The organism is Nocardioides sp. (assembly GCF_016462705.1).
In the GTDB taxonomy this organism is placed as follows: Bacteria; Actinomycetota; Actinomycetes; order Propionibacteriales; family Nocardioidaceae; genus Nocardioides.
Window position 1 is genome coordinate 1 of record NZ_JAEMSS010000028.1, and the last position, 23,686, is coordinate 23,686.

General features: G+C 71.8%; 23 protein-coding genes. 19 read left to right on the forward strand and 4 right to left on the reverse strand.

Going from position 1 to position 23,686, the window contains the following annotated elements:
• From JHD21_RS05585 to JHD21_RS05595, 3 genes are all read left to right on the forward strand, one after another.
• Positions 1–256 (forward strand): hypothetical protein (locus JHD21_RS05585; protein ID WP_292672327.1); only part of this gene is annotated, 256 nt, incomplete at its 5' end.
• 7 nt (positions 257–263) lie between these two features.
• On the forward strand, positions 264–785 hold the full coding sequence (locus JHD21_RS05590) for a tail fiber protein (protein WP_292672329.1): 522 nt from the start codon (positions 264–266) through the stop codon (positions 783–785).
• A gap of 4 nt (positions 786–789) precedes the next feature.
• On the forward strand, positions 790–1,272 hold the full coding sequence (locus JHD21_RS05595; RefSeq protein ID WP_292672330.1) for a GNAT family N-acetyltransferase: 483 nt from the start codon (positions 790–792) through the stop codon (positions 1,270–1,272).
• A gap of 17 nt (positions 1,273–1,289) precedes the next feature.
• Here JHD21_RS05595 and JHD21_RS05600 read toward each other — a convergent pair whose 3' ends face one another.
• The gene (locus JHD21_RS05600) at positions 1,290–1,601 is read right to left on the reverse strand and encodes a hypothetical protein (RefSeq protein WP_292672331.1); all 312 of its coding nucleotides are present in this window, start codon (positions 1,599–1,601) and stop codon (positions 1,290–1,292) included.
• A gap of 62 nt (positions 1,602–1,663) precedes the next feature.
• Between JHD21_RS05600 and JHD21_RS05605 the strand changes: the two genes are divergently transcribed.
• The 12 genes from JHD21_RS05605 (at position 1,664) to JHD21_RS05660 (ending at position 15,849) form a co-directional block, all read left to right on the forward strand.
• On the forward strand, positions 1,664–2,050 hold the full coding sequence (locus JHD21_RS05605) for a hypothetical protein (protein ID WP_292672333.1): 387 nt from the start codon (positions 1,664–1,666) through the stop codon (positions 2,048–2,050).
• A gap of 28 nt (positions 2,051–2,078) precedes the next feature.
• Positions 2,079–3,473: a dipeptidase gene (locus JHD21_RS05610; protein ID WP_292672334.1), complete on the forward strand. Its 1,395-nt coding sequence runs from the start codon at positions 2,079–2,081 to the stop codon at positions 3,471–3,473.
• Complete coding sequence (locus JHD21_RS05615; protein ID WP_292672336.1) at positions 3,473–4,822, forward strand: Mur ligase domain-containing protein; 1,350 nt, start codon at positions 3,473–3,475, stop codon at positions 4,820–4,822. Before JHD21_RS05610 ends, JHD21_RS05615 begins: the two co-directional genes overlap by 1 nt.
• Entirely contained in the window at positions 4,819–6,045 is a 1,227-nt protein-coding gene (locus JHD21_RS05620) for a hypothetical protein (RefSeq protein WP_292672337.1), read from the forward strand. The genes JHD21_RS05615 and JHD21_RS05620 overlap by 4 nt, the downstream gene beginning before the upstream one ends.
• A 98-nt stretch (positions 6,046–6,143) precedes the next feature.
• Positions 6,144–8,474 (forward strand): molybdopterin cofactor-binding domain-containing protein, encoded by a 2,331-nt coding sequence (locus tag JHD21_RS05625; RefSeq protein WP_292672339.1) that lies wholly within the window; start codon positions 6,144–6,146, stop codon positions 8,472–8,474.
• A 15-nt stretch (positions 8,475–8,489) separates the two neighbouring features.
• Positions 8,490–8,969: a (2Fe-2S)-binding protein gene (locus JHD21_RS05630; protein ID WP_292672341.1), complete on the forward strand. Its 480-nt coding sequence runs from the start codon at positions 8,490–8,492 to the stop codon at positions 8,967–8,969.
• Positions 8,970–9,045: 76 nt separating this feature from the next.
• Positions 9,046–9,837 (forward strand): ABC transporter ATP-binding protein, encoded by a 792-nt coding sequence (locus tag JHD21_RS05635; RefSeq protein ID WP_292672342.1) that lies wholly within the window; start codon positions 9,046–9,048, stop codon positions 9,835–9,837.
• Positions 9,834–10,625, forward strand: a complete 792-nt coding sequence (locus JHD21_RS05640; protein ID WP_292672343.1) for an ABC transporter ATP-binding protein — start codon at positions 9,834–9,836, stop codon at positions 10,623–10,625. The genes JHD21_RS05635 and JHD21_RS05640 overlap by 4 nt, the downstream gene beginning before the upstream one ends.
• Positions 10,622–12,472, forward strand: a complete 1,851-nt coding sequence (locus JHD21_RS05645; RefSeq protein WP_292672344.1) for an AMP-binding protein — start codon at positions 10,622–10,624, stop codon at positions 12,470–12,472. The genes JHD21_RS05640 and JHD21_RS05645 overlap by 4 nt, the downstream gene beginning before the upstream one ends.
• Positions 12,469–13,380: a branched-chain amino acid ABC transporter permease gene (locus JHD21_RS05650; protein ID WP_292672345.1), complete on the forward strand. Its 912-nt coding sequence runs from the start codon at positions 12,469–12,471 to the stop codon at positions 13,378–13,380. Before JHD21_RS05645 ends, JHD21_RS05650 begins: the two co-directional genes overlap by 4 nt.
• Complete coding sequence (locus JHD21_RS05655; RefSeq protein WP_292672347.1) at positions 13,377–14,522, forward strand: branched-chain amino acid ABC transporter permease; 1,146 nt, start codon at positions 13,377–13,379, stop codon at positions 14,520–14,522. The genes JHD21_RS05650 and JHD21_RS05655 overlap by 4 nt, the downstream gene beginning before the upstream one ends.
• Positions 14,523–14,553: 31 nt before the next feature.
• A complete protein-coding gene (locus JHD21_RS05660) occupies positions 14,554–15,849 on the forward strand; it encodes an ABC transporter substrate-binding protein (RefSeq protein WP_292672348.1) in 1,296 nt (431 codons plus the stop codon).
• 6 nt (positions 15,850–15,855) lie between these two features.
• Here the strand turns inward: JHD21_RS05660 and JHD21_RS05665 are convergent, their stop codons facing one another.
• Entirely contained in the window at positions 15,856–17,646 is a 1,791-nt protein-coding gene (locus JHD21_RS05665; RefSeq protein ID WP_292672349.1) for a HAMP domain-containing sensor histidine kinase, read from the reverse strand.
• Positions 17,647–17,760: 114 nt separating this feature from the next.
• Between JHD21_RS05665 and purF the strand changes: the two genes are divergently transcribed.
• The 3 genes from purF (at position 17,761) to JHD21_RS05680 (ending at position 20,626) form a co-directional block, all read left to right on the forward strand.
• Positions 17,761–19,221: an amidophosphoribosyltransferase gene (purF, locus tag JHD21_RS05670; protein ID WP_292672350.1), complete on the forward strand. Its 1,461-nt coding sequence runs from the start codon at positions 17,761–17,763 to the stop codon at positions 19,219–19,221.
• Positions 19,218–20,303 (forward strand): phosphoribosylformylglycinamidine cyclo-ligase, encoded by a 1,086-nt coding sequence (purM, locus tag JHD21_RS05675; protein WP_292672352.1) that lies wholly within the window; start codon positions 19,218–19,220, stop codon positions 20,301–20,303. The genes purF and purM overlap by 4 nt, the downstream gene beginning before the upstream one ends.
• Positions 20,304–20,443: 140 nt before the next feature.
• Positions 20,444–20,626, forward strand: a complete 183-nt coding sequence (locus JHD21_RS05680) for a DUF3073 domain-containing protein (protein WP_292672354.1) — start codon at positions 20,444–20,446, stop codon at positions 20,624–20,626.
• A gap of 22 nt (positions 20,627–20,648) precedes the next feature.
• Here the strand turns inward: JHD21_RS05680 and JHD21_RS05685 are convergent, their stop codons facing one another.
• The gene (locus JHD21_RS05685) at positions 20,649–21,740 is read right to left on the reverse strand and encodes a Glu/Leu/Phe/Val dehydrogenase dimerization domain-containing protein (RefSeq protein ID WP_292672357.1); all 1,092 of its coding nucleotides are present in this window, start codon (positions 21,738–21,740) and stop codon (positions 20,649–20,651) included.
• A 94-nt stretch (positions 21,741–21,834) separates the two neighbouring features.
• Here JHD21_RS05685 and JHD21_RS05690 point away from each other — a divergent pair, with 94 nt between their 5' ends.
• Positions 21,835–22,692, forward strand: coding sequence for a hypothetical protein (locus JHD21_RS05690; RefSeq protein ID WP_292672359.1), 858 nt, complete (start codon positions 21,835–21,837; stop codon positions 22,690–22,692).
• Here the strand turns inward: JHD21_RS05690 and JHD21_RS05695 are convergent.
• A complete protein-coding gene (locus JHD21_RS05695; protein WP_292672361.1) occupies positions 22,665–23,654 on the reverse strand; it encodes a serine/threonine-protein kinase in 990 nt (329 codons plus the stop codon). The genes JHD21_RS05690 and JHD21_RS05695 overlap by 28 nt on opposite strands.
• Between the last annotated feature and the right edge of the window lie 32 nt (positions 23,655–23,686).

Here is a 23,686-nt window from a genome sequence, read left to right on the forward strand (position 1 = left end):
CAACAGCCTGCAGATCCCGATCCACACCCACCCGATGGTGGTGCTCGACCACGCCGGCAACCAGGTCAACCCGGGCGGCAACCTGCCGGGCCACTCCTTCAACGTCACGCCCTACATCAACTCGACACCATCGGCGGGCTTCAACGCCGGGGCGATCTCGTCGGCGGGTGGCAGCCAGCCGCACACCAACTTCCAGCCCTACCTGTGCATCGACTTCATCATCTCGCTGTTCGGCATCTTCCCCTCCCAGACGTAGGAGAGACATGGCTGACCCGTTCGTCGCCGAGATCCGCATCTTCCCGTTCAACTTCGCACCCAAGGGGTGGGCGTGGTGTGACGGTCAGCTGATGCCGATCTCGCAGAACACCGCACTGTTCTCCCTGCTCGGGACCACCTACGGCGGGGACGGGAAGTCGACCTACGCCCTTCCCGACCTGCAGGGCAGCGCCCCGATGCACCCGGGTCAGGGGCCGGGCCTCAGCCTGCACGACCTGGGCGAGCAGGGTGGTAGCCAGACGGTGACCCTGCTCGAGAGCGAGATGCCGGCCCACTCGCACGTGCTGCGCGCGGAGACCCAGGACCCGGCGGACGTCAACATCCCGAGCTCGACTGCCGCGTTCGCCACCTCGACCGGTGGCACGCTCTACCAGCCGGCGGCGGACACCCAGCTCGCCCCGGAGGCGCTCGCGCCGGTCGGGGGCGACATCCCCCACAACAACATGCAGCCCTACCTGACGTTCTTCTTCAACATCGCCCTGCAGGGCGTCTTCCCACCCAGGTCCTGACGGCATGGCAACCACTGGGTCCGCCACGGTCGTCCTCCGTCCGGTCACCGACGCGGACCGCGACTTCCTCGTAGGCGTCTACGGGTCGACCCGGGACGAGGAGCTGTCGCAGGTCGCGTGGGCACCGGGACAGCGGGAGGCGTTCGTGCGGATGCAGTTCGACGCCCAGGACGCCGACTACCGGCAGCGCAACCCGGCGGGCAGCTTCGACGTCGTCGAGGTCGACGGCCGGCCCGCGGGCCGGCTGTACGTCGACCGCCGGCCCGAGGAGATCAGGATCGTGGACATCGCCCTGCTGCCCGAGTACCGCGGTGCGGGCGTCGGCGGGCGGCTCCTGGGGCGGCTGATGGACGAGGCCGCCGCGTCGGGCCGGAGGCTGAGCATCCACGTCGAGATTCACAACCGCGCGGCCGAGCTCTACAGCCGACTGGGGTTCGGCGTCGTCGCCGAGCGCGGCGTCTACCGGCTCATGGAGTGGCGGGCATGAACCGAGCGGCACAGGACTCAGGCGAACGCGGCCTCGTAGCGCATCGCATCGCCCCGCGGGCCCAGCGGGACCAGGAACAGGTGCTGCTCCCCGAGGTCGGCGTGCACGAGCCGGACGATGCCCTGCTCGATCGCCGGGTCGAGCGGACCGGTGAAGTACAGCGAGAACTGGTGGCGGCTCTGGCCCTCCGGCCCAGGGCCGCCGGGCTCGGAGCTCTCGGCGGTCTCCGCCAGCGTCAGCACGAGCCCGGCGTCCGGCAGCTCGAACGCCTCGCCCACCCGGTCAGCGAAGTCGGCGTGGGTGAGCCACTGCATGTCCCTGTCCGCCACGGCGCGATGCTATGCCCCGTGGTGCCGTCACACCCTCGTCGAGCCCATCCAGGGAGCCACCCATGACCGATCTGTCCCGCCGCTCCCTGATCGCCGCCGGTGCGTGGGGTGCCGCGCTGGCGCCGTTCCTCGGCTCCGGCGCCGCCCAGGCCGCCAAGCCGCGGGTGGCCTACTCGCGGGCCCGGTTCACCCCGCTCCGCCGCAAGCGGTTCCGGGTCTCCGGTCCCGGTGGCCGCTGGACCGCCCGGCTGCTGGAGATCTCCGACCTCTCCAGCGTCCAGGCCGGCGACGACCAGGCGTTCGGCCTGACCTTCCGCTCCCAGCGACGTGGGCCCGAGCAGGCGACCTTCACGATCCGGCGGCACCGGTTCGCGCCCATGACGCTGTTCATGGTCCCCACGGACGCGCGCCGGCGCACCTACTACGCCGTGGTCGACCGGACCCGTTGAGCCGTCCGACAACCCCTAGGGTCGACCCATGAACGACCCCACCGCCGCCCCCGCGACCAACTCCGCGACCGACCCCGCGACCGACTCCGTGCGCGCGCAGGTGCGCACGCTGATGCCGACCCTCCGTCAGGACCTGGAGAACCTGGTCCGGATCGAGTCCGTGAGCGCCGACCCGGCCCGGTCCGCCGAGGTGTGGCGCTGCGCGGACGTGGTCGCCGACCTGTTCCGCGCCGAGGGGTTCGTTGACGTCGACATCGTGAGCGCGAACGGCGGTGGTCCCGCCGTGCTCGGCCACAAGCCGGGGCCGGCGGGAGCCCCGACGGTGCTGCTCTACGCCCACCACGACGTCCAGCCCGAGAACGACCACGCTGACTGGGACAGCCCGCCGTTCGAGCCGACCGAACGGGGTGACCGCCTCTACGGCCGTGGTGCCGCCGACGACAAGGCCGGGATCGCCGCCCACCTCGGAGCGCTGCGGGTCTTCGGCGACGACCTCCCCGTGACCGTCAAGATCATCATCGAGGGCGAGGAGGAGGTCGGCTCCGACACGCTGCCGACGCTCCTCGCCGAGCACAAGGACAAGCTCGAGGCCGACGTCATCGTGATCGCCGACTCGGGCAACTGGGACATCGGCGAACCGGCGCTCACCACCAGCCTCCGCGGGCTGGTGCGGATGTACGTCGAGGTGCGCACGCTGCACCACGGCGTCCACTCCGGCATGTGGGGCGGGGTCGTGCCCGACGCCCTGATGACGCTGGCGCGGCTGCTGTCCACGCTGCACGACGACGCGGGCAACGTGGCCGTGGAGGGTCTGGTCGGTGGACCGGCCGCCGACGTGACCTACCCCGAGGAGCGGGCGCGTGCCGAGTCCGGCATCGCCGACGGTGTCGGCTGGATCGGCGACGGTCCGATGGTGGAGCGGCTCTGGACGCGGCCGTCGCTCAGCGTCACCGGGATCGACGCGCCGCCGGCCCAGGGAGCGAGCAACACCCTGGTCCCCCAGGCCCGCGCGATGATCTCGCTCCGGATCGCTCCGGGTGACTCCACCGCCAACGCCGCCGCCCGGCTGCAGGCCCACCTCGAGCAGCACGTGCCCTGGGGAGCGCAGGTGACCTGCACCCTGTCCGACAAGGGGGAGCCGATCGCCATCGACGCCACCGGCCCGGCGTACGACGCGGCCCGGGCGGCGTTCACCGAGGCGTGGGACGGGACGCAGCCGGTCGACATGGGCGTGGGCGGGTCGATCCCGTTCATCGCGGAGTTCCTGGACACCTTCCCGGCGGCGAGCGTGCTCGTCACCGGCGTCGAGGACCCCGACACCCGCGCGCACGGGGCCAACGAGGGCCTGCACCTCGCCGAGTTCGAGCGGGTCGTGGTGGCCGAGGCACTGCTGCTGCGCAACCTCGGCGCGCTCGAGGGCTGATGCCCGGGCGACCCCTTGCCGGGGAGAGGTACCACCTCTTCGGCATCGCGGGGCGGGGGATGGCCCCCCTGGCGTTGGCGGCGAGGCACCTCGGTGCCGAGGTCACCGGGTGCGACCGCCGCGGACAGGAGGAGACGGACGCGGCCCTGGCCGCGGCGGGGCTCCCCTATGACCGCGTGCACTCCGCGGACCACGTCGCCGACGATGTCGCGTTCGTCGCCACGTCCGTCGCACCGTCGGACGAGCCGGAGGTCGTGGCGGCGCAGCGAGCCGGTGGGGTGCTGCACCGGACCGACCTGCTCGCCCGGGTGCTGGAGGCCCGGCCCGGCGTCGGCGTGACCGGCAGCCACGGGAAGGGCACGGTCACCGCGCTGGCCGCGGCCGCCATGGAGGCCGCCGGGCTCGACCCGCTCGCCGTCATCGGGGTCACGGTGCCCGACGTGGGCGGGATGGTCCGGCTCGGAGCGGGCCCGACCGTCGCCGAGGTCGACGACTCCGACCTGAGCCTCGCCCGGGTGGTGAGCGACGTGGCTGTCGTGACCAACCTCGACGACGACCATCCGCACCTGTCGAGCTCGCTGGCCGAGGCGGTGGAGGGGGTGGGCGAGTTCGTCTCGAGGGCCCGGCGGCTGGTCGTCCTCGGTCCCTCCCCCCGGCGCGAGCGCCTGGCGGCGTACGCCGAGGCCGACGTCTGGCGCTACCGCGAGGACTTCTCCGCGCACACGGTCTCCACCGACGCGGAGGGGACCCGGCTGGTGCTGACCGCCCCGGACGGGAGCCGGGTGCCCGCCCTGGTCAGGCTCCTCGGGCCGCAGACCGCGGCGAACGCGTCGCTCGCGTTCGCGGTGGCCATCGCCTCCGGCGCCGATCCCGAGGCCGCCGCCGAGGGTCTCGCCACCGTGCGCACGATCCGCCGTCGTCTGGAGCCGATGGGCGCCCGGGACGGGATCCGGGTCTTCGACGACTTCGGTGCCAAGCACCCAGCCTGCGTGCGGGGTGGCATCCAGACCCTCCGACGGCACTTCCCGGAGGCGCGGATCATCGCCGCCTTCGAGGCCTACGGGCCCTACCTGGCCAGGTGGGGCCGGAGGTACGCCCGGGCCCTGAGCCTCGCCGACCAGGTCGTGGTGGCCCCCGCCATGTTCTCCGCCGACTACGCGGCGGGCGCCCGGTTCGACGAGCGGTGGACCGACGCCTGCACGGTTCCACCGGTCCTCGTGACGAGCAGGGAGGAGGCGGCGGCTGCGGCGATGAGCCTGGCCGGCCCGGGGGACGTGGTCGTCTCGTTCGCCCAGCTCGGGACCGGGCGGGAGACAGCCTTGATGGCGCTGGGCGAGGCGGTCACGTGAAGATCCTGATGACCAACAACACCCTGACCGACCGCGGCGGGAGCGAGAGCTACCTCGAGACCGTCTCGGCGGAGCTCCGGAGGCTCGGGCACGAGGTCCTGTTCTACTCCCCCGAGTGCGGCCTCGTGGCGCACCGGCTGCGGGACAGGGGCTTCGAGGTCCACGACGACGCCGGCCGGCTGCCCGCCGATCTCGACGTCATCCACGGGCAGCACACCAACGCGGTCGCGCGGGTCCGGGAGCGGCATCCGAGGACTCCGCTGGTGTTCGCGACCCACTCGTGGGCGATCTCCGTCGAGGACCCGGTTGCCGAGCTGGGTGCGAGCGCCTACCTCGCGTTCAACGAGCTGACCCGCCGGCGGCTGGCCGCGCACGCGGCGACGAGGGGCGCGGAGATCATCCGGCTCACCCAGCCGGTCGAGGTCTCCTTCGCCGACGGCGTCCGTGACCCCGTCTCCGCGGTGCCGCGGCGCGCCGTCGCGGTGTCACGACGGATGGCGACGGTCACGACCCGGCTCGCTCGGGCCTGCTCTGCCCTCGACATCGAGTTCCAGCGGATCGGTGACGCCGACGGCGTGTCGCCGGACCCACGTCCGGAGATGATGGCGGCCGACATCGTGTTCGCGATCGGCCGCACCGCGCTGGAGGCCATGGCGGCCGCCCGCGCGGTCGTCGTGGTCGACGAGACCGCGTTCGGGGGCTGGTTGAGCACGTCGTCGTACGCCGCCCTCGAGGCCGACGGGTTCACCGGGCTCGGTCTCGGTCACTCCGGCCGGGAGGCCGAGCCGCAGGACGACGACCTGGCCGCACTGTTGCGCGACTACCACCCGGACCTCGGCACCCAGGCCCGCCGCCTCGTCACCCGCCACCACGCGGCTCAGCACCACGCCGCGGCCCTCGTGGAGATCTACGGCGCGGTCGCCGACACCCCGGCGACGGCGACCAGTACGGGCACCCTCGCGCTGCTGGCCCAGGACCGCTTCACCCTCGAGCACCGGGCGGTCTCGGCCGAGTGGGAGGCGGCCCGGCTGCGCAACGAGGTCGCGGACCTGCGGGGCGAGCTCGAGCGGAGGTTGGAGGAGCGGGCGCACCTGGTCGCCCGGGTGGAGGGGCTGGGTGACCGGCTCCGCCGGGCCCGGACCCGCGCCCAGAGGTTCCGGCGCCAGCGGGACCGGGCCCGCGAGGCCCTCGGGTCGCCCCGCCGACGCTGGCGCCGGTCTTGACATTTCGCCCGTCTGAGTAAAGTGACGGTCGTCACTGCGGTGGCGCACCACGGGGAGTCATTCGGGGACCCTCCGGCGAGACCCCTCGGGAGGGTCACATGTCGGTGCAGGAGATCGACGGGGCTGACGGCATCGACGCGATCGGCGGGATCGGTCGGCGCAGCTTCGTGGGCTACGTCCTGGCGGGGACGACGCTGGTCGCGGCCGCCGACCTGACGCTGGGGGCGCCGGCTCGCGCCGTCGTGCCCTCGGGTCCGCAGGTCGCGGAGCTCTACGACCTCAACGACTTCATCACCGACACCTGCCGGCCGACGGCCAACCTGATCACGATCACGGTCCGCACCGACGGCACCGCGCACTTCGCGCTGCCCCGCTCGGAGAACGGCCAGGGGATCGTCACGTCCACCGCGATGATCATCGCCGAGGAGCTCGACCTGCCGGTCGACAAGGTCGAGGTCACCCTCGCGGACGCCCGGCCCGAGCTGCTGTTCAACCAGCTCACGGGCGGCTCGACCACGACCACCTCGACGTACACCCCGATCCGGGTCGCGGCCGCCGTCGCCCGCAACGCGCTGCTGGACGCGGCGGCCGTCGTGCTGGGCGACGAGGCCGCCAACCTCGTCGCCAAGGGCGGTGTGATCCAGAACCGGGCCGGCGACAGCGTCACCTACGGAGAGCTGGCCGAGGCCGCCGCGGTCACCCGGCCACGCCGCTCCGAGGTCACGCTCAAGGACACCGCCGCGTTCCGGGTGATCGGGACCGGTCAGGGCCGCACCGACGCGCGCGACGCCGTGACCGGGCGCAAGACGTTCACGACCGACCTCGAGGTCAAGGGCGCGCTGCCGACCATGGTCTGCCGCGCACCCACGCTCAACGGCACCCCCCAGCGGCTGAACAACAAGGCGAAGATCCTCAGGATGCCGGGAGTCAAGAACGTCGCGGTCGTCGACACCGGCGTGGCGGTGCGAGCCAGGACGTTCGGCCAGTGCATCGACGCGATCCGGGCCATGGACGTCGACTGGAACCCCGGCCCGGTCGCCGGCCAGTCCGACGAGGACATCGTGCGTGAGCTCCGGGCCGCCGAGCTGCCCATGGCGCCGGTGCCGGACAACCCGCTGGCGAAGACCGTCGAGGGCGACTTCGTCTTCTACTTCCGCAGCAACTCCGCCCTCGACACCAACGCCGCCATCGCCGATGTCCGCCGCGACCGCGCCGAGGTGTGGTCCGCGCTCAAGACCCCCATCGCCGCCCAGGCCGCGATCGCCGCCGCCGTCGGCCTGCCTCAGGCCGCGGTCAAGGTCCACGCCGTCCAGGGAGGCGGTTCGTTCGGCCGCCGGCTCTTCTTCGACGCCGCCCTCGAGGCCGCCAAGATCAGCAAGGCCATGGGCAAACCGGTCAAGCTGATGTGGCACCGCGCCGACGACGCCCGGGTCGGCCGGGTGCACCCGATGGCGACCAGCAAGATCCGGGCGACCTACCTCGGCCACCAGCTGTTGGCCTTCCAGCAGAGCCACACCAGTGTCGAGACCGACTACCGGCACGGGCTCGGCGAGATGCTCACCGCTGCCGGGGCCAGCCTGCCGGCCGGTCTCGGCAACCTCGGCTTCGCCGAGGGCATCTTCGCGATGACCACGCTGCTGCCCTACGACTTCGCGGTGAAGTCCCAGCAGCTCGTCGAGACCGACGAGCGGTTCAACACCGGGAGCATGCGCAACATCTACTCGCCCGACGTGCGGACGGCGGGGGAGCTGGTCATCGACCGGCTCGCCGCGGCGACCGGGCTGAGCCCCTACGAGTTCCGGCGGCGCCACCTGAGCGACGAGCGCGCCCTCGGCGTGCTCGAGGCGGTCGCCACCGCGGGTCGCTGGGGTCGCGCCATGCGACCCGGCACCGCGCAGGGCATCGCCATCCACGTCGAGTACAAGGGCGCCACGGCCTGCCTGGTCGAGATCGACTGCCGCCCCAGGACCACGCGGCGGAAGATCCGGGCCGGGGTGGGCGGACCCCGGGTGACCCGGGTGACGTTCGCCGTCGACGCCGGCCTGCCGATCAACCCGCGCGGCCTCGAGGCACAGATGCACGGCGGCATCAACGACGGGATCGCTCAAGCGCTGACCTCGAGCATGCACCTGCGCGACGGCCACTTCCTGGAGGCCAGCTGGGACAACTACTTCTACACCCGGCAGTGGAACACCCCGCCCGAGGTGCAGGTCATCGTCATGCCGCCGACGACCGGTGTCCCGGGGGGAGCGGGGGAGGCCGGCGTCGCCGCCAGCATGGCCGCCGTCGCCTGCGCCTACGCGCGGGCCACCGGACGGATGCCCACCCACTTCCCGATCAACCACCACGACCCGCTGCGGTTCAGGCCCAAGCCGTTCGTCCCACCGATCCCGCCGTCGCCGGTCAACGGTCTGAAGAAGACCTACTGAGAGTGGAGCGCTGACATGCCCAAGCAGACCTTCATCCTCAACGGCAAGCCGGTCACCGTGAACGTCAGCGACGACGTCCGGGTCCTGTGGGTGCTCCGCGACCTGCTCGGGGTGACCGGCGCCAAGTACGGCTGCGGCATCAACGTGTGCAAGGCCTGCACCTCGCACATCAACGGCAAGGCGTTCAACCCGTGCTCGGTGCGCGTCGGCGACCTGTCGAAGGACGACGAGGTCACGACCATCGAGGGGCTCGCCAAGACCCACCGGGGCAAGGGTCTGCATCCCATGCAGGAGGCCTGGCTCGAGCTGGACGTCGCCCAGTGCGGCTACTGCCAGCCCGGGCAGATCATGGCGGCCGTGGCGCTGGTGAGGAAGACCCGCCGGGAGGGACGCCGGATCAGCGAGAAGGACCTCGACGGCATCCGGAACATCTGTCGCTGCGGCACCTATCCGCGGATCCGGGAGGCCATCGAGCGGGGCGCGCGGCGCATGTAGTCGGAACTGGGGAGTGACGGACGTCACAGCTACCCCCTAGGGTGCCCGTACAGCGTCGCTCTCGGAAGGACCGCGCATGCTGCGTGCCAGCAACCTCGAGGTCGTCTACGACGACGTGGTGCTGGCGTTGCGCGGGGTCAGCCTGGCGGTGCCGGACGGGGGGATCGTCGCCCTGCTCGGTTCCAACGGTGCGGGCAAGACGACGCTGCTGCGCGCGCTGACCGGGCTGCTCGACATCCACGACGGCGAGATCACCAAGGGTTCGGTCAGTCTCGACGACCGGCCCATCCACCGGTGGCGTCCGGAGCGGGTGGTCGACGCCGGCGTCCGCCAGGTGCTCGAGGGCCGGCGGGTCTTCGTCGAGCTCAGTGTCGAGGACAACCTCAAGGTCGGTGCGCACACTGCCCGGGCCGCCATGCGGGACAACCTCGAGCGGATCTACGAGCTGTTCCCGGTGCTGGCGGACCGGCGGGCCAAGACGGCCGGCTACCTGTCCGGCGGGGAGCAGCAGATGCTCGCCATGGGCCGGGCGCTGATGTCCGACCCCCGCTTCCTGCTCCTGGACGAGCCCAGCCTCGGTCTGTCGCCCAAGCTGGTCGAGCAGGTCCGCGACGTCATCGTGGAGATCAACCGAGCCGGCACCGGGATCCTGCTGGTCGAGCAGAACGCGACCATGGCGCTGAGCATCGCCGCCCACGGCTATGTCATGGAGACCGGCCGCATCGTCCTCGACAAGCCGGCCGAGGCACTCCTGCGCGACGACGACGTCAGGGAGTTCTACCTCGGTCTGCACCCGGGAGAAGCCGGCGAACGCCGCTCGTTCCGCGACGTCAAGCACTACCGCCGCAAGAAGAGGTGGTCCGCGTGAGGTCGACCGACGACGCCCCCGTCGTGTCCGTGCAGGACGTGCACCTGTCGTTCGCAGGCGTCAACGCCATCGCCGGTGTCTCCTTCGAGGTCCAGCCCGGCGAGCTGTTCGCGATCATCGGTCCCAACGGTGCCGGCAAGACCTCCATCTTCAACGTCCTCTCCGGCGTCTATCGCCCCCAGCGTGGACGTGTGGAGTTCCTCGGAGAGAGCGTCCTCGGCGAGCGACCCCACCGGATCGCCGCCCGGGGCATGGCCCGGACCTTCCAGAACATCGCGCTCTTCGAGCACCTCACCGTGCTGGACAACCTCATGCTCGGCCGGCACCAGCACATCGGCTACGGCTTCCTCGCGGCGTTCGTCTGGCGGGGCCGCGCCCGTGCGGAGGAGCTCGCCCACCGCAGGTTCGTCGAGGAGATCGTCGACTTCCTCGAGCTGGAGCAGTGGCGGACCCTGCCCGTCGGCCTGCTGCCCTACGGCGTCCAGAAGCGCGTCGAGCTGGGGCGCGCGCTGGCCATGGAGCCGAAGCTGCTGCTCCTCGACGAACCGGTCGCCGGCATGAACCTCGAGGAGACCGAGGACACCGCCCGCTACATCCTCGACATCCGCGACGAGCTGGACGTGCCGATCATCATGGTCGAGCACGACATGGGGCTGGTCATGGACCTCGCCGACCGGGTCATGGTGGTCGACTTCGGGGTCCCCATCACCACCGGCGCACCGGACGAGGTCCAGCGGCATCCCGACGTGGTCCGGGCCTACCTGGGTCAGGAGGTGGCCGGCGGATGACGGAGCCGACCCGCAGCCCGGTGACCCGCATCCGGGAGCACGCCGCATCCATGCCCGACGCAGTGGCGCTCCGTGACAAGGACATGGGCATCTGGCGGGAGTGGACCTGGGCCGAGTACTGGGACCAGGTCCAGCTCGCCGGACACGCGTTCCTCCAGCTCGGCGTGGTCCCCGGAGACCGGGTCGCCATCCACTCCGAGAACCGGCCGGAGTGGCTGGTCGCCGACCTGGGCGCGCTCGCGGTGCGCGCCGCCTCGGTCGGGATCTACCCGACGAACCCGGCCGCGGAGGTGGGCTACCTCCTCGGCGACTCCGGCGCCCGGATCCTGGTCGCTGAGGACCAGGAGCAGGTCGACAAGGCCTTCGCGGTGCTCGACGAGTGCCCCGAGCTCCAGCGCGTCGTCTACCTCGAGCCGCGCGGGATCCGCCACCGCTACGACGACCGCCGGCTGCTCGGCTGGCCCGAGTTCCTCGAGCTCGGACGGTCCCATCGTGAGCGCCACCCGGACGCGCTGGCCCAGGTGCTCGCCGGCCAGCGGCCCGACGACCTGGCGACCCTGATCTACACCTCCGGCACGACCGGGCCGCCCAAGGGCGCCATGCTCACCGTGGCCAACGTCGAGTTCGCGACCAGGGTGCTCATCGAGGAGGGCGCGTTCACCGACCCCCCGCCCGGCCCACGCGACCTCACCCTGTCCTACCTGCCCCTGTCCCACGTCGCCGAGCGGATCTTCACGACCTGGTTCAACGCCGCCGCCGGCACGCAGGTCAACTTCGCGGAGTCCATCGAGACGGTCCCCCAGAACCTGCGCGAGGTGCAGCCGACCATCCTCTTCGGCGTTCCCCGGATCTGGGAGAAGCTGCTCGCCGGGATCGAGATCAGGCTCTCCGGAGCCTCCTGGCTCAAGCGCAAGGTCGCGGCCTTCTGGCTCGGGGTCGCCGACGGGATCGGCGAGCGGCTGGTCGAGACGGGTGGGCGGCACACCGCCGGCACCCGGCTGCGCTACGCCGTGGGCCACGTGTTCTTCTACCGCGCGCTCAAGGACCGGCTGGGGATGCGGAAGGTCCGCTACGCCGCCTCCGGCGCGGCGCCCATCGCCCCGGAGGTGCTGCGCTTCTTCATGGGTATCGGCGTGCCCATGCACGAGGTCTACGGGATGACCGAGAACACCGCGGTCGCCACAGGCAACCGCCCTGGCCGGGTCAAGCTCGGGACGGTGGGGGAGGTGCACCCCGGCACGGAGCTGCGCATCGACGAGGAGACGGGCGAGATCCTCACCCGGCACGCCGGGGTGTTCGCCGGCTACTGGCGCAACGAGGAGGCGACCCGACAGGCGCTGACCGAGGACGGGTGGCTGCACACCGGGGACGTCGGCGAGTGGGTCGACGGGACACACGTCCGGATCACCGACCGGATGAAGGACATCATCATCACCGCGGGCGGCAAGAACGTCTCGCCCTCGATGATCGAGAACGCGCTCAAGGCCTCGCCGTACATCAGGGAGGCCATCGTCATCGGCGACGGTCGCCGGTTCCTGTCCGCCCTGATCGGCATCGAGCTCGACACCGTGGGCGAGTGGGCCCAGCGCCGGCAGCTGGGTTACAGCACCTACCGCGACCTCAGCGAGAAGCCCGAGGTGGTCGAGCTCGTCGCGGGGATCGTCACGGAGGTCAACTCCCGCTTCGCCCAGGTCGAGCAGGTGCGCGAGTTCCGGCTGCTCCCCAAGGAGCTCGACCACGAGGACGGCGAGCTCACCGCCACCCAGAAGGTCAAGCGGTCGGCCATCTCCCGGATGTTCGAGGACGCCGTCCAGGACATGTACGCCGGGGCGGTGGGCCCGCGATGACCGAGCTCCTGGAGGCCGTGCTGCGTGGTCTGGGCACCGGATCGATCTACGCGATGCTCGCGCTCGCCTTCGTGATCGTCTACAAGTCCACCGGCGTCATCAACTTCGCCCAGCCGGCCATGATGCTGGCCGGGGCCACCATCGCGACCTACGCCGGCCCGGCGATCGGCGTGGTGCTGTTCGCGAGCCTGTCGTTCTTCCTGTCCGTCGGGATCGCCGCGCTGCTCACCGCCCTCATCGCCCTGGTGATCGAACGGGCCGCCATCCGGCCGATGGTCGGCCGTCCGGCGTTCGTGGTCGCGATCATCACCATCGGCATCGACATCGCCGTGCGGGTCGTCGCCGGCGGGTTCATCGGCCTGGGCGCCCGGCCCGTCCCGAACCCCTGGGGTCTCGACGGGGTCGACCTCGCCGGCGTCCGGGTCCAGCAGCGACACCTCGTCTCCATGGCCGTGCTCACCGTGGTCGTCCTCGCGCTCCTCCACTTCTACCGCCGCACCCGCTACGGCCTCGCGATGCGGGCCGCCGCGTTCGACCAGGAGGCGGCGCTGACGCAGGGCGTCAACGTCGGCAACGTGTTCGCGGTCTCCTGGGCGATGGCCGGCGCGCTGGCCGCGGTGGCCGGCAGCCTGCTGGCGATCAGCGCCGGGGTCGACCGGCGGATCTGGGTCGTCGCGCTCATCGCCCTGCCCGCGATCATCCTCGGCGGGCTCGACTCGCTCGAGGGTGCGGTCATCGGCGGGCTCGCGGTGGGCGTGGTCCAGGCCCTGGTCGGCAGCTACCAGCGCGAGGTCGCGCCGTGGCTGGGTGACAACTTCTCCGTCGTCGCGCCCTACGTCCTGATGCTCCTCGTCCTGCTGGCCAAGCCCTACGGCATCTTCGGCACGCCGGAGGTCCGACGCGTATGACGGCCACCGCCACCGAACGCCGCAGCCGCAGCCGCGGACGCCTCCGCGGCCGCCCGCAGCTCTACCGGTCCTACGCCCAGGAGCTCGCCCTCTTCAACACCCGGCCCAAGCAGGTCTGGGTCGGCGTGATCGTGCTGATGTCGTTCCTCCTGCCCTTCCTGGTCTCCGACTCGCTGCTGCAGACCCTGGCGCTCGGCTTCGCCTTCGCGATCGGCGCCCTCGGCCTCAACATCGTCACCGGTCTGGCCGGGCAGGTCTCCCTGGGCCATGCCTTCTTCCTCGGCGTGGGTGCCTACACGGCCGCGGCGATCTCGGGCGACCCCGACGGCCGGACCATCGGCTTCGGCATCACCAACATCCTGGTGTGGCTCCCGGCGGCCGGGCTGGTCGCGGCGGTGGCCGGAGTGCTGGTCGCGCCCCTGGCGACCCGGTTGCGGGGCCTCTACCTGGCCATCGTGACGCTCGGGCTGGTGTTCATCGGGGAGTTCGTCTTCGGCGAGTGGAGCGACCTGACCGGTGGCAACGGCGTGGGGCGTGAGGCCGCTGTGCCCGACCTGTTCGGCTACGACTTCTCCCGGGACTCCGAGAGCCTCACCGCCGACCAGAACCTGTACCTGCTGATGCTGGTCCTGATGCTCGTGTTCGCGCTCGGTGCCCGCAACCTGGCCAGGTCGCGGGTGGGCCGGGCCTTCTCCGCCGTGCGTGACCGGGACATGGCCGCGGAGATGATGGGCATCAACCTGCCCCGGACGAAGACGGTGGCCTTCGGCATCAGCTCGTTCTACGCCGGCTGCGCCGGGGCACTGATCTACTCGATCATCGGGTTCTTCGAACCCAGCAGCTTCTCGCTGCTGCTCTCGGTCCAGTTCATCGCGATGGTGCTCATCGGCGGGGCGGGGACGGTCAGCGGGACCATCATGGGCGCGCTCTTCATCTCGCTGCTGCCGACCCTGACCCGCGAGCTGCCCTCCTACCTCCCGGTCATCTCCGCCCAGGTGACCGAGACGCCGAACATCTACCAGCTCGAGTCGATCCTCTACGGGCTGCTCATCGTCGGCTTCCTCCTGTTCGAGCCGCGGGGGCTCTTCGGCATCTGGGTCCGGATCCGCAACTACTGGAAGGGCTGGCCGTTCAGCTACTGACCGGCGGTCACACTACGAAGGAGATGGTGCTGTGAAGCTACGCAGGACAGGAGTGCTGCTGGCGGCACTCGCGCTCGTCGCGACCGGTTGTCGCGACAGCGACGACGGTGGCGGCGGTGGCGGCGACGGCGAGATCTCGGCCCCAGGTGTGACCGAGGAGGCCTGCCCCGACGCGGTCAACGAGGACAACGGCTGCATCTACCTCGGCACGATCTCCGACCTCACCCAGGGGCCGTTCGCGCCGCTCGGCGTGCCGATCACCGAGGCGCAGGAAGCCTTCTGGGCGAGGGTCAACGAGGAGGGCGGCATCGGTGGCTACGACATCAACGTCACCGAGTACGTCCGAGACAACCTCTACAACCCCCAGACCCACAAGCAGGTCTACGGCGAGATCGAGGGCGACGTGCTGGCGCTGGCACAGACCCTCGGCTCACCGACGACCCTGGCGATCCTCCCGGACATGGAGCGCGACGAGATGGTCGGCGCCCCCGCCTCGTGGACCTCGCTGTGGGCCTTCGAGGACGCCATCCTCGAGTCCGGCACCAACTACTGCGTCGAGGGCATGAACGCCGTCGACTACATGGTCGCCGAGAAGGACATCTCGTCCGTGATGGCCGTGCACTACCCAGGTGACTACGGAGGCGACGGCGCCGCCGGCGCGGAGATCGCCGCGGAGGCCAACGGCATCGACTTCACCGGGGTCGAGACCGCACCCGGGCAGGAGGAGCAGGCCGGGGCCATCTCGGCCATCCTCGACGCCAAGCCCGACCTGGTGATCCTCGGGACGGCGCCGACGGAGACGGCGGTCATCGTGGGCCAGACCGCGGCCCAGGGCTTCACCGGCCAGTTCATCGGCCTCGGGCCGACCTGGAACCCGGCCCTCCTGGCGACCCCCGCGGCGCCGGCCCTGGAGGCGCTCTACATGCAGTCGGGCTACTGGGGTCCCTACGGCTCCGACACGCCCGGGCACGAGGCGATGCGGGAGGCGCTGGGCGAGGTGGAGCAGCCCAACGACGGCTACACGGCCGGCTGGGCCTGGTCCTACCCGCTCAAGGCGGCGCTCGAGGAGTGGCTCGCCGGCGACTACGACAAGGACCGCGCGGGCCTCCTCGAGGCGGTCCAGTCGCTGGAGACCATCGACTACGAGGGCATGCTGCCGGAGGAGGCCGGCAACCGGAGCGGCGAGCCGGACGACAACATCTTCCGTGCCTCGGTCCTGAGCAAGGTCGACAAGGCCGCCCCCTCCGGGGTGTCCCTGGTCCAGGACTTCACGGTCGGGCCGACCGCCGAGGAGCACACCTTCGAGGGGGCCTGCTTCGAGGGCTGACCCCGGTCACCCGGGCCGGCCGGACGGTTCGGCGGCCGGCAGCGCGACCCGGAACGTGCTGCCGGCGCCGAGCTCGGAGGTCAGGTGCAGACGGCCGCCGTGCCGGTCGACGATCCGGGCCACGATGGTGAGGCCGAGACCGGTGCCCGGCTGGGCGACCGCCTGCGGGTTGCGGGACCGGAAGAACTCGGTGAAGAGCTGCTCCTGGTCCTCGGCCGAGATCCCGATGCCGGTGTCGACGACCTCGAGCACGACCTCGTTGTCGACCCGGCTCAGGGACACGGTGACCGAGCCGCCACGGGGGGTGTACTTCACGGCGTTGCCGACCAGGTTGGCCACCACGTGGTCGAGCTCCGCGGCGTCGCCGAGCACGTGGATGGGCCGTTCGGTGTAGTCCGTCCGGAGCTCCACCCCCCCACTGGTGGCGCTCACCGAGAACATGTCCACGACCTCGTCCACGATGGCGCCGAGGTCGACCGCCGCCGTGACCAGGGGCGTGTCCGGGTCGCCGACCTTGGCCAGCATCATCAGGTCGTCGACGATGCGGCCGAGGCGCCGGGCGCCGCGCTCGATCGCGTCGAGGGAGAAGCGGGTGTCCGGCTCCACGGACGCTCCGTCGATCAGCTCCAGGTGGGCGCTGATGGCGGTCAGCGGGTTCTTGAGCTCGTGGCCCAGGGTCGAGATGAGCTGGCTCTTGTACGTGTCGAGGGCCTGCAGCTCGGACACGAGCTCGCGCTCGCGCTCGAACGTCCGCGCGTTGAGCACCGCCCGGCCGACGTCCAGCCCGATGTCACGAGCCGCGCTCACCTCCACCGGGGACCACTCGGGGTCGTCCGGTCCCCGGGTCATCACCAGGGCACCGACGCACTGCTGGCCGGCGCCGAGGGGGACGAAGAGCATCGACGCGACGTCGATGCTCCTGAGGAAGTCGTAGACCAGGTCACGCGCACGGGGCGGGAGGAGCGCGTTCTCCTCGCCGACCCGGACCACGTCGACGCTCTGCCGGTGCCACGCGTCGAAGGCGGACGCCTCGGCGATCGACTTGACGTCGTCGGGGATGTCGATCTCCACGCCCTCGGGTGCCCAGACCCGGCCGCTGCCCGGGCGGCCCACCGCGTCGAAGGTCTGCAGCCAGAGCCCCGCCGCGCCGAACCCCTCGGACATCGCCTCGTTGCAGGCGGCGAGGAGCGTCTCCATCGTCAGCTCGGTCGACATGCTGCGGACGATCTCGCGGGCCGCCTCGGCGAGCCGGACCTGCTCGGCGAGGGCCTCGTGGTCCAGCGCGGCCAGCACGGCCCGGGCCGCCTGGTTGGCGTACTCGTCGAGCAGCCGGCGCTGTTCCCTCCCCGGCCGCCGGCCGTCGCCCGGCAGGTCGATGGAGAGCATCCCGATGAGGCGGGCCGTGTCGTCGAACAGCGGGGCGACCAGCAGGTCCAGCGGGTGCCAGGCGTCCTCGGCGTCGAGCGGCTCCACCTCGGGGACCCAGCCCAGGTTGTCGTTGTCCGGGTCGATCCGGTCGTGCGGCAGGAACCGGAACGATCCCCAGTCGTCGGCACGGGCGATCTCGTGCAGCATGTTGGCGATCGGGGTGCGGGCGCCGGTGAGCTGCTCGCGGGCCTGGTCGCTGCCACTGATCGCCTCGACGACCAGGTGCGAGCCGCGCACCACGCTGATCGCGGCCACGCCGAAGCCGCCGATGTGGGTGATCGCGTCGGCGATGAGCTGGAAGGCGTCCAGCGACTCCGCGGGACGACGTTCCCAGGCGGCGACGGCGTCCGGCGAGGTAGTCAGGCTCATGACCTCTCCAGAGTATGCAAGGACCCGGCTCCCGGGGGCGGTTCGACAAAGACGCACCAGCTCGTTCCGGCGGGGATGCGGGTCCGGTCCCGCGGTTTCCCTAGACTCATCGGTGTGTGTGGGGTCTTCGGCGTCTGGGCGCCGGGCGAGGACGTGGCCAAGCTGACCTACTTCGGCCTCTACGCCCTGCAGCACCGCGGCCAGGAGTCGGCGGGCATCGCGGTCAGCAACGGCAGGCAGATCCTGGTCTACAAGGACATGGGCCTGGTCTCGCAGGTCTTCGACGAGACGACGCTCGACTCCTTCCAGGGGCACCTCGCCATCGGGCACGCGCGCTACTCCACGACGGGGGCGAGCACGTGGAAGAACGCGCAGCCGACGTTCCGTCCGACCGCCGACGGGTCGATCGCCCTCGGGCACAACGGCAACCTCATCAACACCCACGACCTGGCCCGGATGGTCGACGAGCTGCCCGACCCGGACGGTGAGCTGCCCCTCCACACCCGGGACGTCGAGACCTCCACCAACGACACGGGCCTGGTGACGGCTCTGCTGGCGCACCACCCGGACACGTCGCTGGAGCAACGGGCCCTCGACGTGCTGCCGGAGCTGGAGGGCGCCTTCTCGTTCGTCTGGATGAACGAGAACACGCTCTACGCGGCCCGTGACCCGGAGGGCATCCGCCCCCTGGTGCTGGGTCGCCTGGACCGCGGCTGGGTCGTCGCCTCCGAGGACGCCGCCCTGGCCACGGTCGGTGCCAGCGTGGTCCGGGAGGTCGAGCCCGGTGAGCTGATCGCCATCGACGAGCACGGGCTGCGCTCGCACAGGTTTGCGGAGCCCCGCCGCAAGGGCTGTGTCTTCGAGTACGTCTACCTCGCCCGTCCGGACGCCACGATCGCGGGCCAGTCGGTGCACGCGGCCCGGGTCGAGATGGGCCGCGAGCTGGCCCGCCAGTTCCCGGTCGAGGCCGACCTGGTGATGCCGGTCCCGGAGTCGGGAACGCCGGCGGCGGCGGGCTATGCCGAGGAGAGCGGCATCCCGTTCGGGCAGGGGTTCGTCAAGAACGCCTACGTCGGCCGCACGTTCATCCAGCCCAGCCAGACGCTGCGCCAGCTCGGCATCCGGCTCAAGCTCAACGCCCTCGAGCACATGGTCCGTGGCAAACGGCTGGTCGTCGTCGACGACTCCATCGTCCGCGGCAACACCCAGCGGGCCCAGGTGCGGATGCTGCGCGAGGCGGGAGCGCTCGAGGTCCACGTGCGGATCTCGTCGCCGCCGGTCAAGTGGCCGTGCTTCTACGGCATCGACTTCGCCACCCGGGCCGAGCTGATCGCCAACGGGCTCGAGGTCGAGGAGATCTGCGCCAGCATCGGCGCCGACAGCCTCGGCTACATCTCGCTCGACGGGATGATCGAGGCGACCGGGCAGCCGAGCGACTCGCTGTGCAAGGCCTGCTTCACCGGCGACTACCCCATCGCGCTCCCCGACGAGAGCCTGCTCGGCAAGCACCTGCTCGAGGCCACCCTCGCCTCGCCCACGCTGGGCCGGGCGCTACCCGTCCTGAACAACCCATGACCGGCTCTGACTCGGGCGCCTACGCCGAGGCCGGCGTCTCGATCGAGGCCGCCGACCGCGCCGTCGACCTGATGAAGGCCTGGGTCGAGAAGGCGCGGCGTCCGGAGATGATCGGCGGCATCGGGGGCTTCGCCGGCCTCTTCGACGCGTCCGCGCTCACGTCGTACACGCGTCCGCTGCTCGCCACGTCGACCGACGGGGTCGGCACCAAGGTCGCGATCGCCCAGGCGATGGACGTGCACGACACCATCGGGTTCGACCTGGTCGGGATGGTCGTCGACGACCTGGTCGTCTGCGGCGCCGAGCCGCTCTTCATGACCGACTACATCGCCTGCGGCCGGGTCGTCCCCGAGCGGATCGCGGCCATCGTCAAGGGCATCGCCGAGGCCTGCGTGGAGGCGGGCTGCGCCCTGGTCGGCGGCGAGACCGCCGAGCACCCGGGGCTCCTGGGTCCAGACGACTACGACGTCGCGGGGGCGACCACCGGTGTGGTCGAGGCCGACGACCTGCTCGGCCCGGCCCTGGTGCGACCCGGCGACGCGGTCCTGGCGATGGCCTCCAGCGGCCTGCACTCCAACGGCTACTCCCTCGTGCGCCACGTGGTCGCGAAGCTGGGCTGGCAGCTCGACCGCGAGGTCCCCGAGCTGGGCCGGACGCTCGGCGAGGAGCTCCTGGTGCCGACCCGGATCTACGCCAAGGCGTGCCTGGCACTCGCCCGCGCCGACGCGCTGGAGAGGGGCGTCCACGCGATGGCGCACGTCACGGGTGGCGGTCTGGCGGCCAACCTGGCCCGGGTGATGCCCGAGGAGCTCACCGCGACGCTGGAGCGCGGGACCTGGACGCCGCCGCCGATCTTCGACGTGCTGCGGCAGGCGGGGAAGGTCGCGCAGCCGGACCTGGAGGCCACGCTCAACTGCGGCGTCGGGATGGTCGCACTGCTCGATCCGGAGCGCATCGACGCCGCGGTGGAGCTGCTCGACGGGTTCGGCATCCACGCCTGGGTGGCCGGCGAGGTGTCGTCGTCGCCGGCGGCCGGCGGGGGCACGGTCAGCCTGGTGGGACAGCACCCGGGCTGGCGCTGAACCTCCGGCGAACCCAACTTCTCGGTCTGACTCGCGATACGGGTGTGCGGGAACACCCACCCAGCAGGTAGCGTTGTCCTCACGAAGAAACTGATGTAGTCCGGGAGCCACGGTGCCCCGGCGAGCGTGCGAGGGACCCTATGGGCCGCGGCCGAGCAAAAGCCAAGCAGACGAAGGTCGCTCGCGACCTGAAGTACCGCACTCACGAGACTGACTTCAGTGCGTTGGCCAGTGAGCTCCACAAGGAGAGCGACTCCTCCGACGACGTCGACCCCGAGGTCCTCGAGAAGTGGTCGGACTACACCGGCCCCTCTCGCGACTGACGCTCGATACGCACCGAGCGGGTCAGTTCACGTAGATCCCGCGCAACCGTCCGACGTCGCGCATGCGGCGCTCGGCGAGGCGGTCTGCCGCGACGGCGGGCGGGACGCCGTCCGACGCGCCCAGCTCGAACACCGAGTAGGTCGTGTCGTAGATGCGCCGGGCCCGGAGCTGGGCCCGTTCGAAGCTGAACCCGGAGGGGTCCAGCTCGTCGGCGACCTGGATGAGTCCGCCGGAGTTGACGCAGTAGTCGGGCGCGTAGTGGATCCCGCGCTCGGCCAGCGCCTTCTCCACCCCGGGATGGGCCAGCTGGTTGTTGGCGGCGCCGCACACGATCGTCGCCGACAGCTCGTCGACCACCTCGTCGGTCAGGGCACCACCGAGGGCGCACGGAGCGTAGACGTCCAGCTGCTCGGCCACCAGCTCCTCGGTGGACCCGACGGCGCGGACCTCGGGGTGCTCGTCACGGACCCGGTCGAGGGCGGCCGGAGAGACATCGGTGACCACCACGCGGGCGCCCCCGTCGACCAGGTGCGAGACCAGGTGGTGGCCCACCTTGCCCACACCAGCCACGCCGACGGTCCGGCCCTCCAGCGACGGTGAGCCCCAGGCGAACGCGGCGGCCGCCTGCATCCCCTGCCAGACGCCGTACGCCGTGAGCACCGAGCTGTCGCCCGCGCCGCCGTGGGCGACCGAGCGGCCGGTGACGTAGGAGCACTCCCGGGCGATGTCGTCCATGTCCGCGGAGAAGGTGCCGACGTCGCACGCGGTGTAGTAGCGCCCGCCGAGCGACTGGACGAACCGGCCGTAGGCGCGCAGCAGCGCCTCGGACTTGGAGGTCGCCGGGTCACCGATGATCACGGCCTTGCCGCCGCCGAGGTCGAGCCCGGCGAGCGCGGCCTTGTAGGACATGCCGCGGGAGAGGTCGAGGACGTCGGCGAGCGCGTCGGCGGTCGAGGCGTAGGGATAGAAGCGGGTGCCGCCGAGCGCGGGGCCGAGAGCCGTCGAGTGGACCGCGATGATCGCACGGAGCCCGGTCGCCGGGTCGTTGCAGAAGACGACCTGCTCGTGGTGGGCGCCGGCCTCGAAGACGTCGAGGGACTGCAATGAGGTCATGGGTGGACCCGCTTCCAGGTGTGGGCCACGAGGGTGGTGTGGCGTCTTGTGTGGGCCCGCAGGGGTGGCGCGGGTCACTGCCTAGAGTAGGCCGATGACTCCGGCTCGGCACCTCTGGACGCTCTTCGAGCCGCTGCACGCCGTCACCTACTTCGCGCCCGAGCCGCGCGCGGCGTTCGAGGCTGCGGGCTACCGCGGCTTCTGGCGGGGCTACTTCGCCGGCCGGTCCGCCCCGCTCGGGCCGGCCCCGGCGGCGGTGTCCACGGCGCTCTACGCGGGCTTCGCGCCGTCGATGGTCGAGCGGGCGATCCCGTCGGTCTGGGACCTGGCCCCGCCCGAGGCGGCGCTGAAGGCCCGGCTCGACGGGTCGGTCGCGGTGCTCGGCCGGCTGCTCGCAGGGTCACCCGGGGTGGAGGAGGCCGCCGACCTGCTCCGCGAGGTCGCCAGCGGCGCCCCGACGTCCGGCCGTGCGCTCGGCGCCGCCAACGCGGCGCTGCCGTGGCCCGAGGAGCCTCTGGGCGAGCTGTGGCACGCGGCCACCGTCCTGCGCGAGCTCCGCGGGGACGGGCACGTGCTCGCCCAGCTGGCCGTCGGCCTGGACGGACTGTCGACCATGGTGCTGAGGTGCGGCCACGACATGACCCGGGAGGTCCTCCAGCGCAACCGCGGGTGGGGTGACCTGGAGTGGGAGATCGCCGCGGAGCGGCTCACCGAGCGTGGCCTGCTCCATCGCGACGGCAGGATCTCGGAGGCCGGCGCGGCCACCCTGGCCCGCGCCGAGGAGATCACCGACCGGCTCGCCCAGGAGCCGTGGGACGCCCTCGGACCCGATCGCACCGCCCGCTGGGTCGAGCTGGCGACGCCGCTCGCGCGGGCGGCTCGGGCCGAGCTCCCCGAGGTGACGCCACTCGGTCTGCCGGACCCTCAGCGCACCAGCGACGTGACGGCGTAGGACGCCGCGAACGACGCACCGAGCACCAGCAGGCAGATCAGGGTCAGCAGCACCGGCAGCCGACGCCGGCCCGCGCCCGGGGGCTCGGGCCGTGCCGTGGCCACGGTGGGCCGGTCCTGCAGCCGCGTGGGCCGGGGCCGGTCCCTGGCGATCGTGCGCGGCAGCGCGTCGGCCAGGTCCGCGGCGAGGGTGCCGACGTCGGGATGCCGGCGGTCCGGGTCGGGGTCGAGCGAGCGCAACAGCACGTCGTCCACACGGGTCGGCAGGTCGGCCAGGCGGGACGGGGCGAGCGGGAGCTCGGCCGTCAGCAGGTCCGTGACCGAGCCGGTGCGCGCCAGCCGCCCGGTCAGGAGCTGGTAGGCCACGGCGGCCAGGGCGTGCACGTCGGCGCGGGTGTCGATGCCCTCGCCGATCACCTGCTCCGGCGCCATGTACGCCGGGGTCCCCACCACCTGGGTCAGGCCGCTGGCGTGCAGCATCGCCTTCGCGACACCCAGGTCGGCGACCAGCAGCCGCTCACCGGCACTGCCGCCGCTGCGCAGCAGGAGGTTCTGCGGCTTGACGTCGCGGTGGACGACGCCGAGCTCGTGCAGGACGGCGAGCCCGGCGGCTGCCTGCTCGACGAGGTCGACCACCCGCCACGGCGGGAGCGGCTCACCGCTCTCGACCACGTGCGCGAGGGAGCCGAGGTCGGCGTAGGTCATCACGAAGTACGGCGTGGAGTCGACCTCACCGACGTCGTAGACGCGGACCACGTGGTCGGAGTCGGCCCGGCGCAGGATCCGCGCCTCCTCCAGGAAGCGCTCGCGCACGTCGATGCGCTGCGCCCAGTTGTCGGCGAGCGCCTTGACCGCGACGTCGGACTGCAGCTCCTCGTCGCGGTAGAGCCAGACCGTCGCGAACCCGCCGACGCCCAGCCGCTCGACGCGCTCGAGGCGGCCGAGGCGCGCGGGCAGGCTCACTCGCCGAATGCTGCCACGCGCGCCCCGCGCCG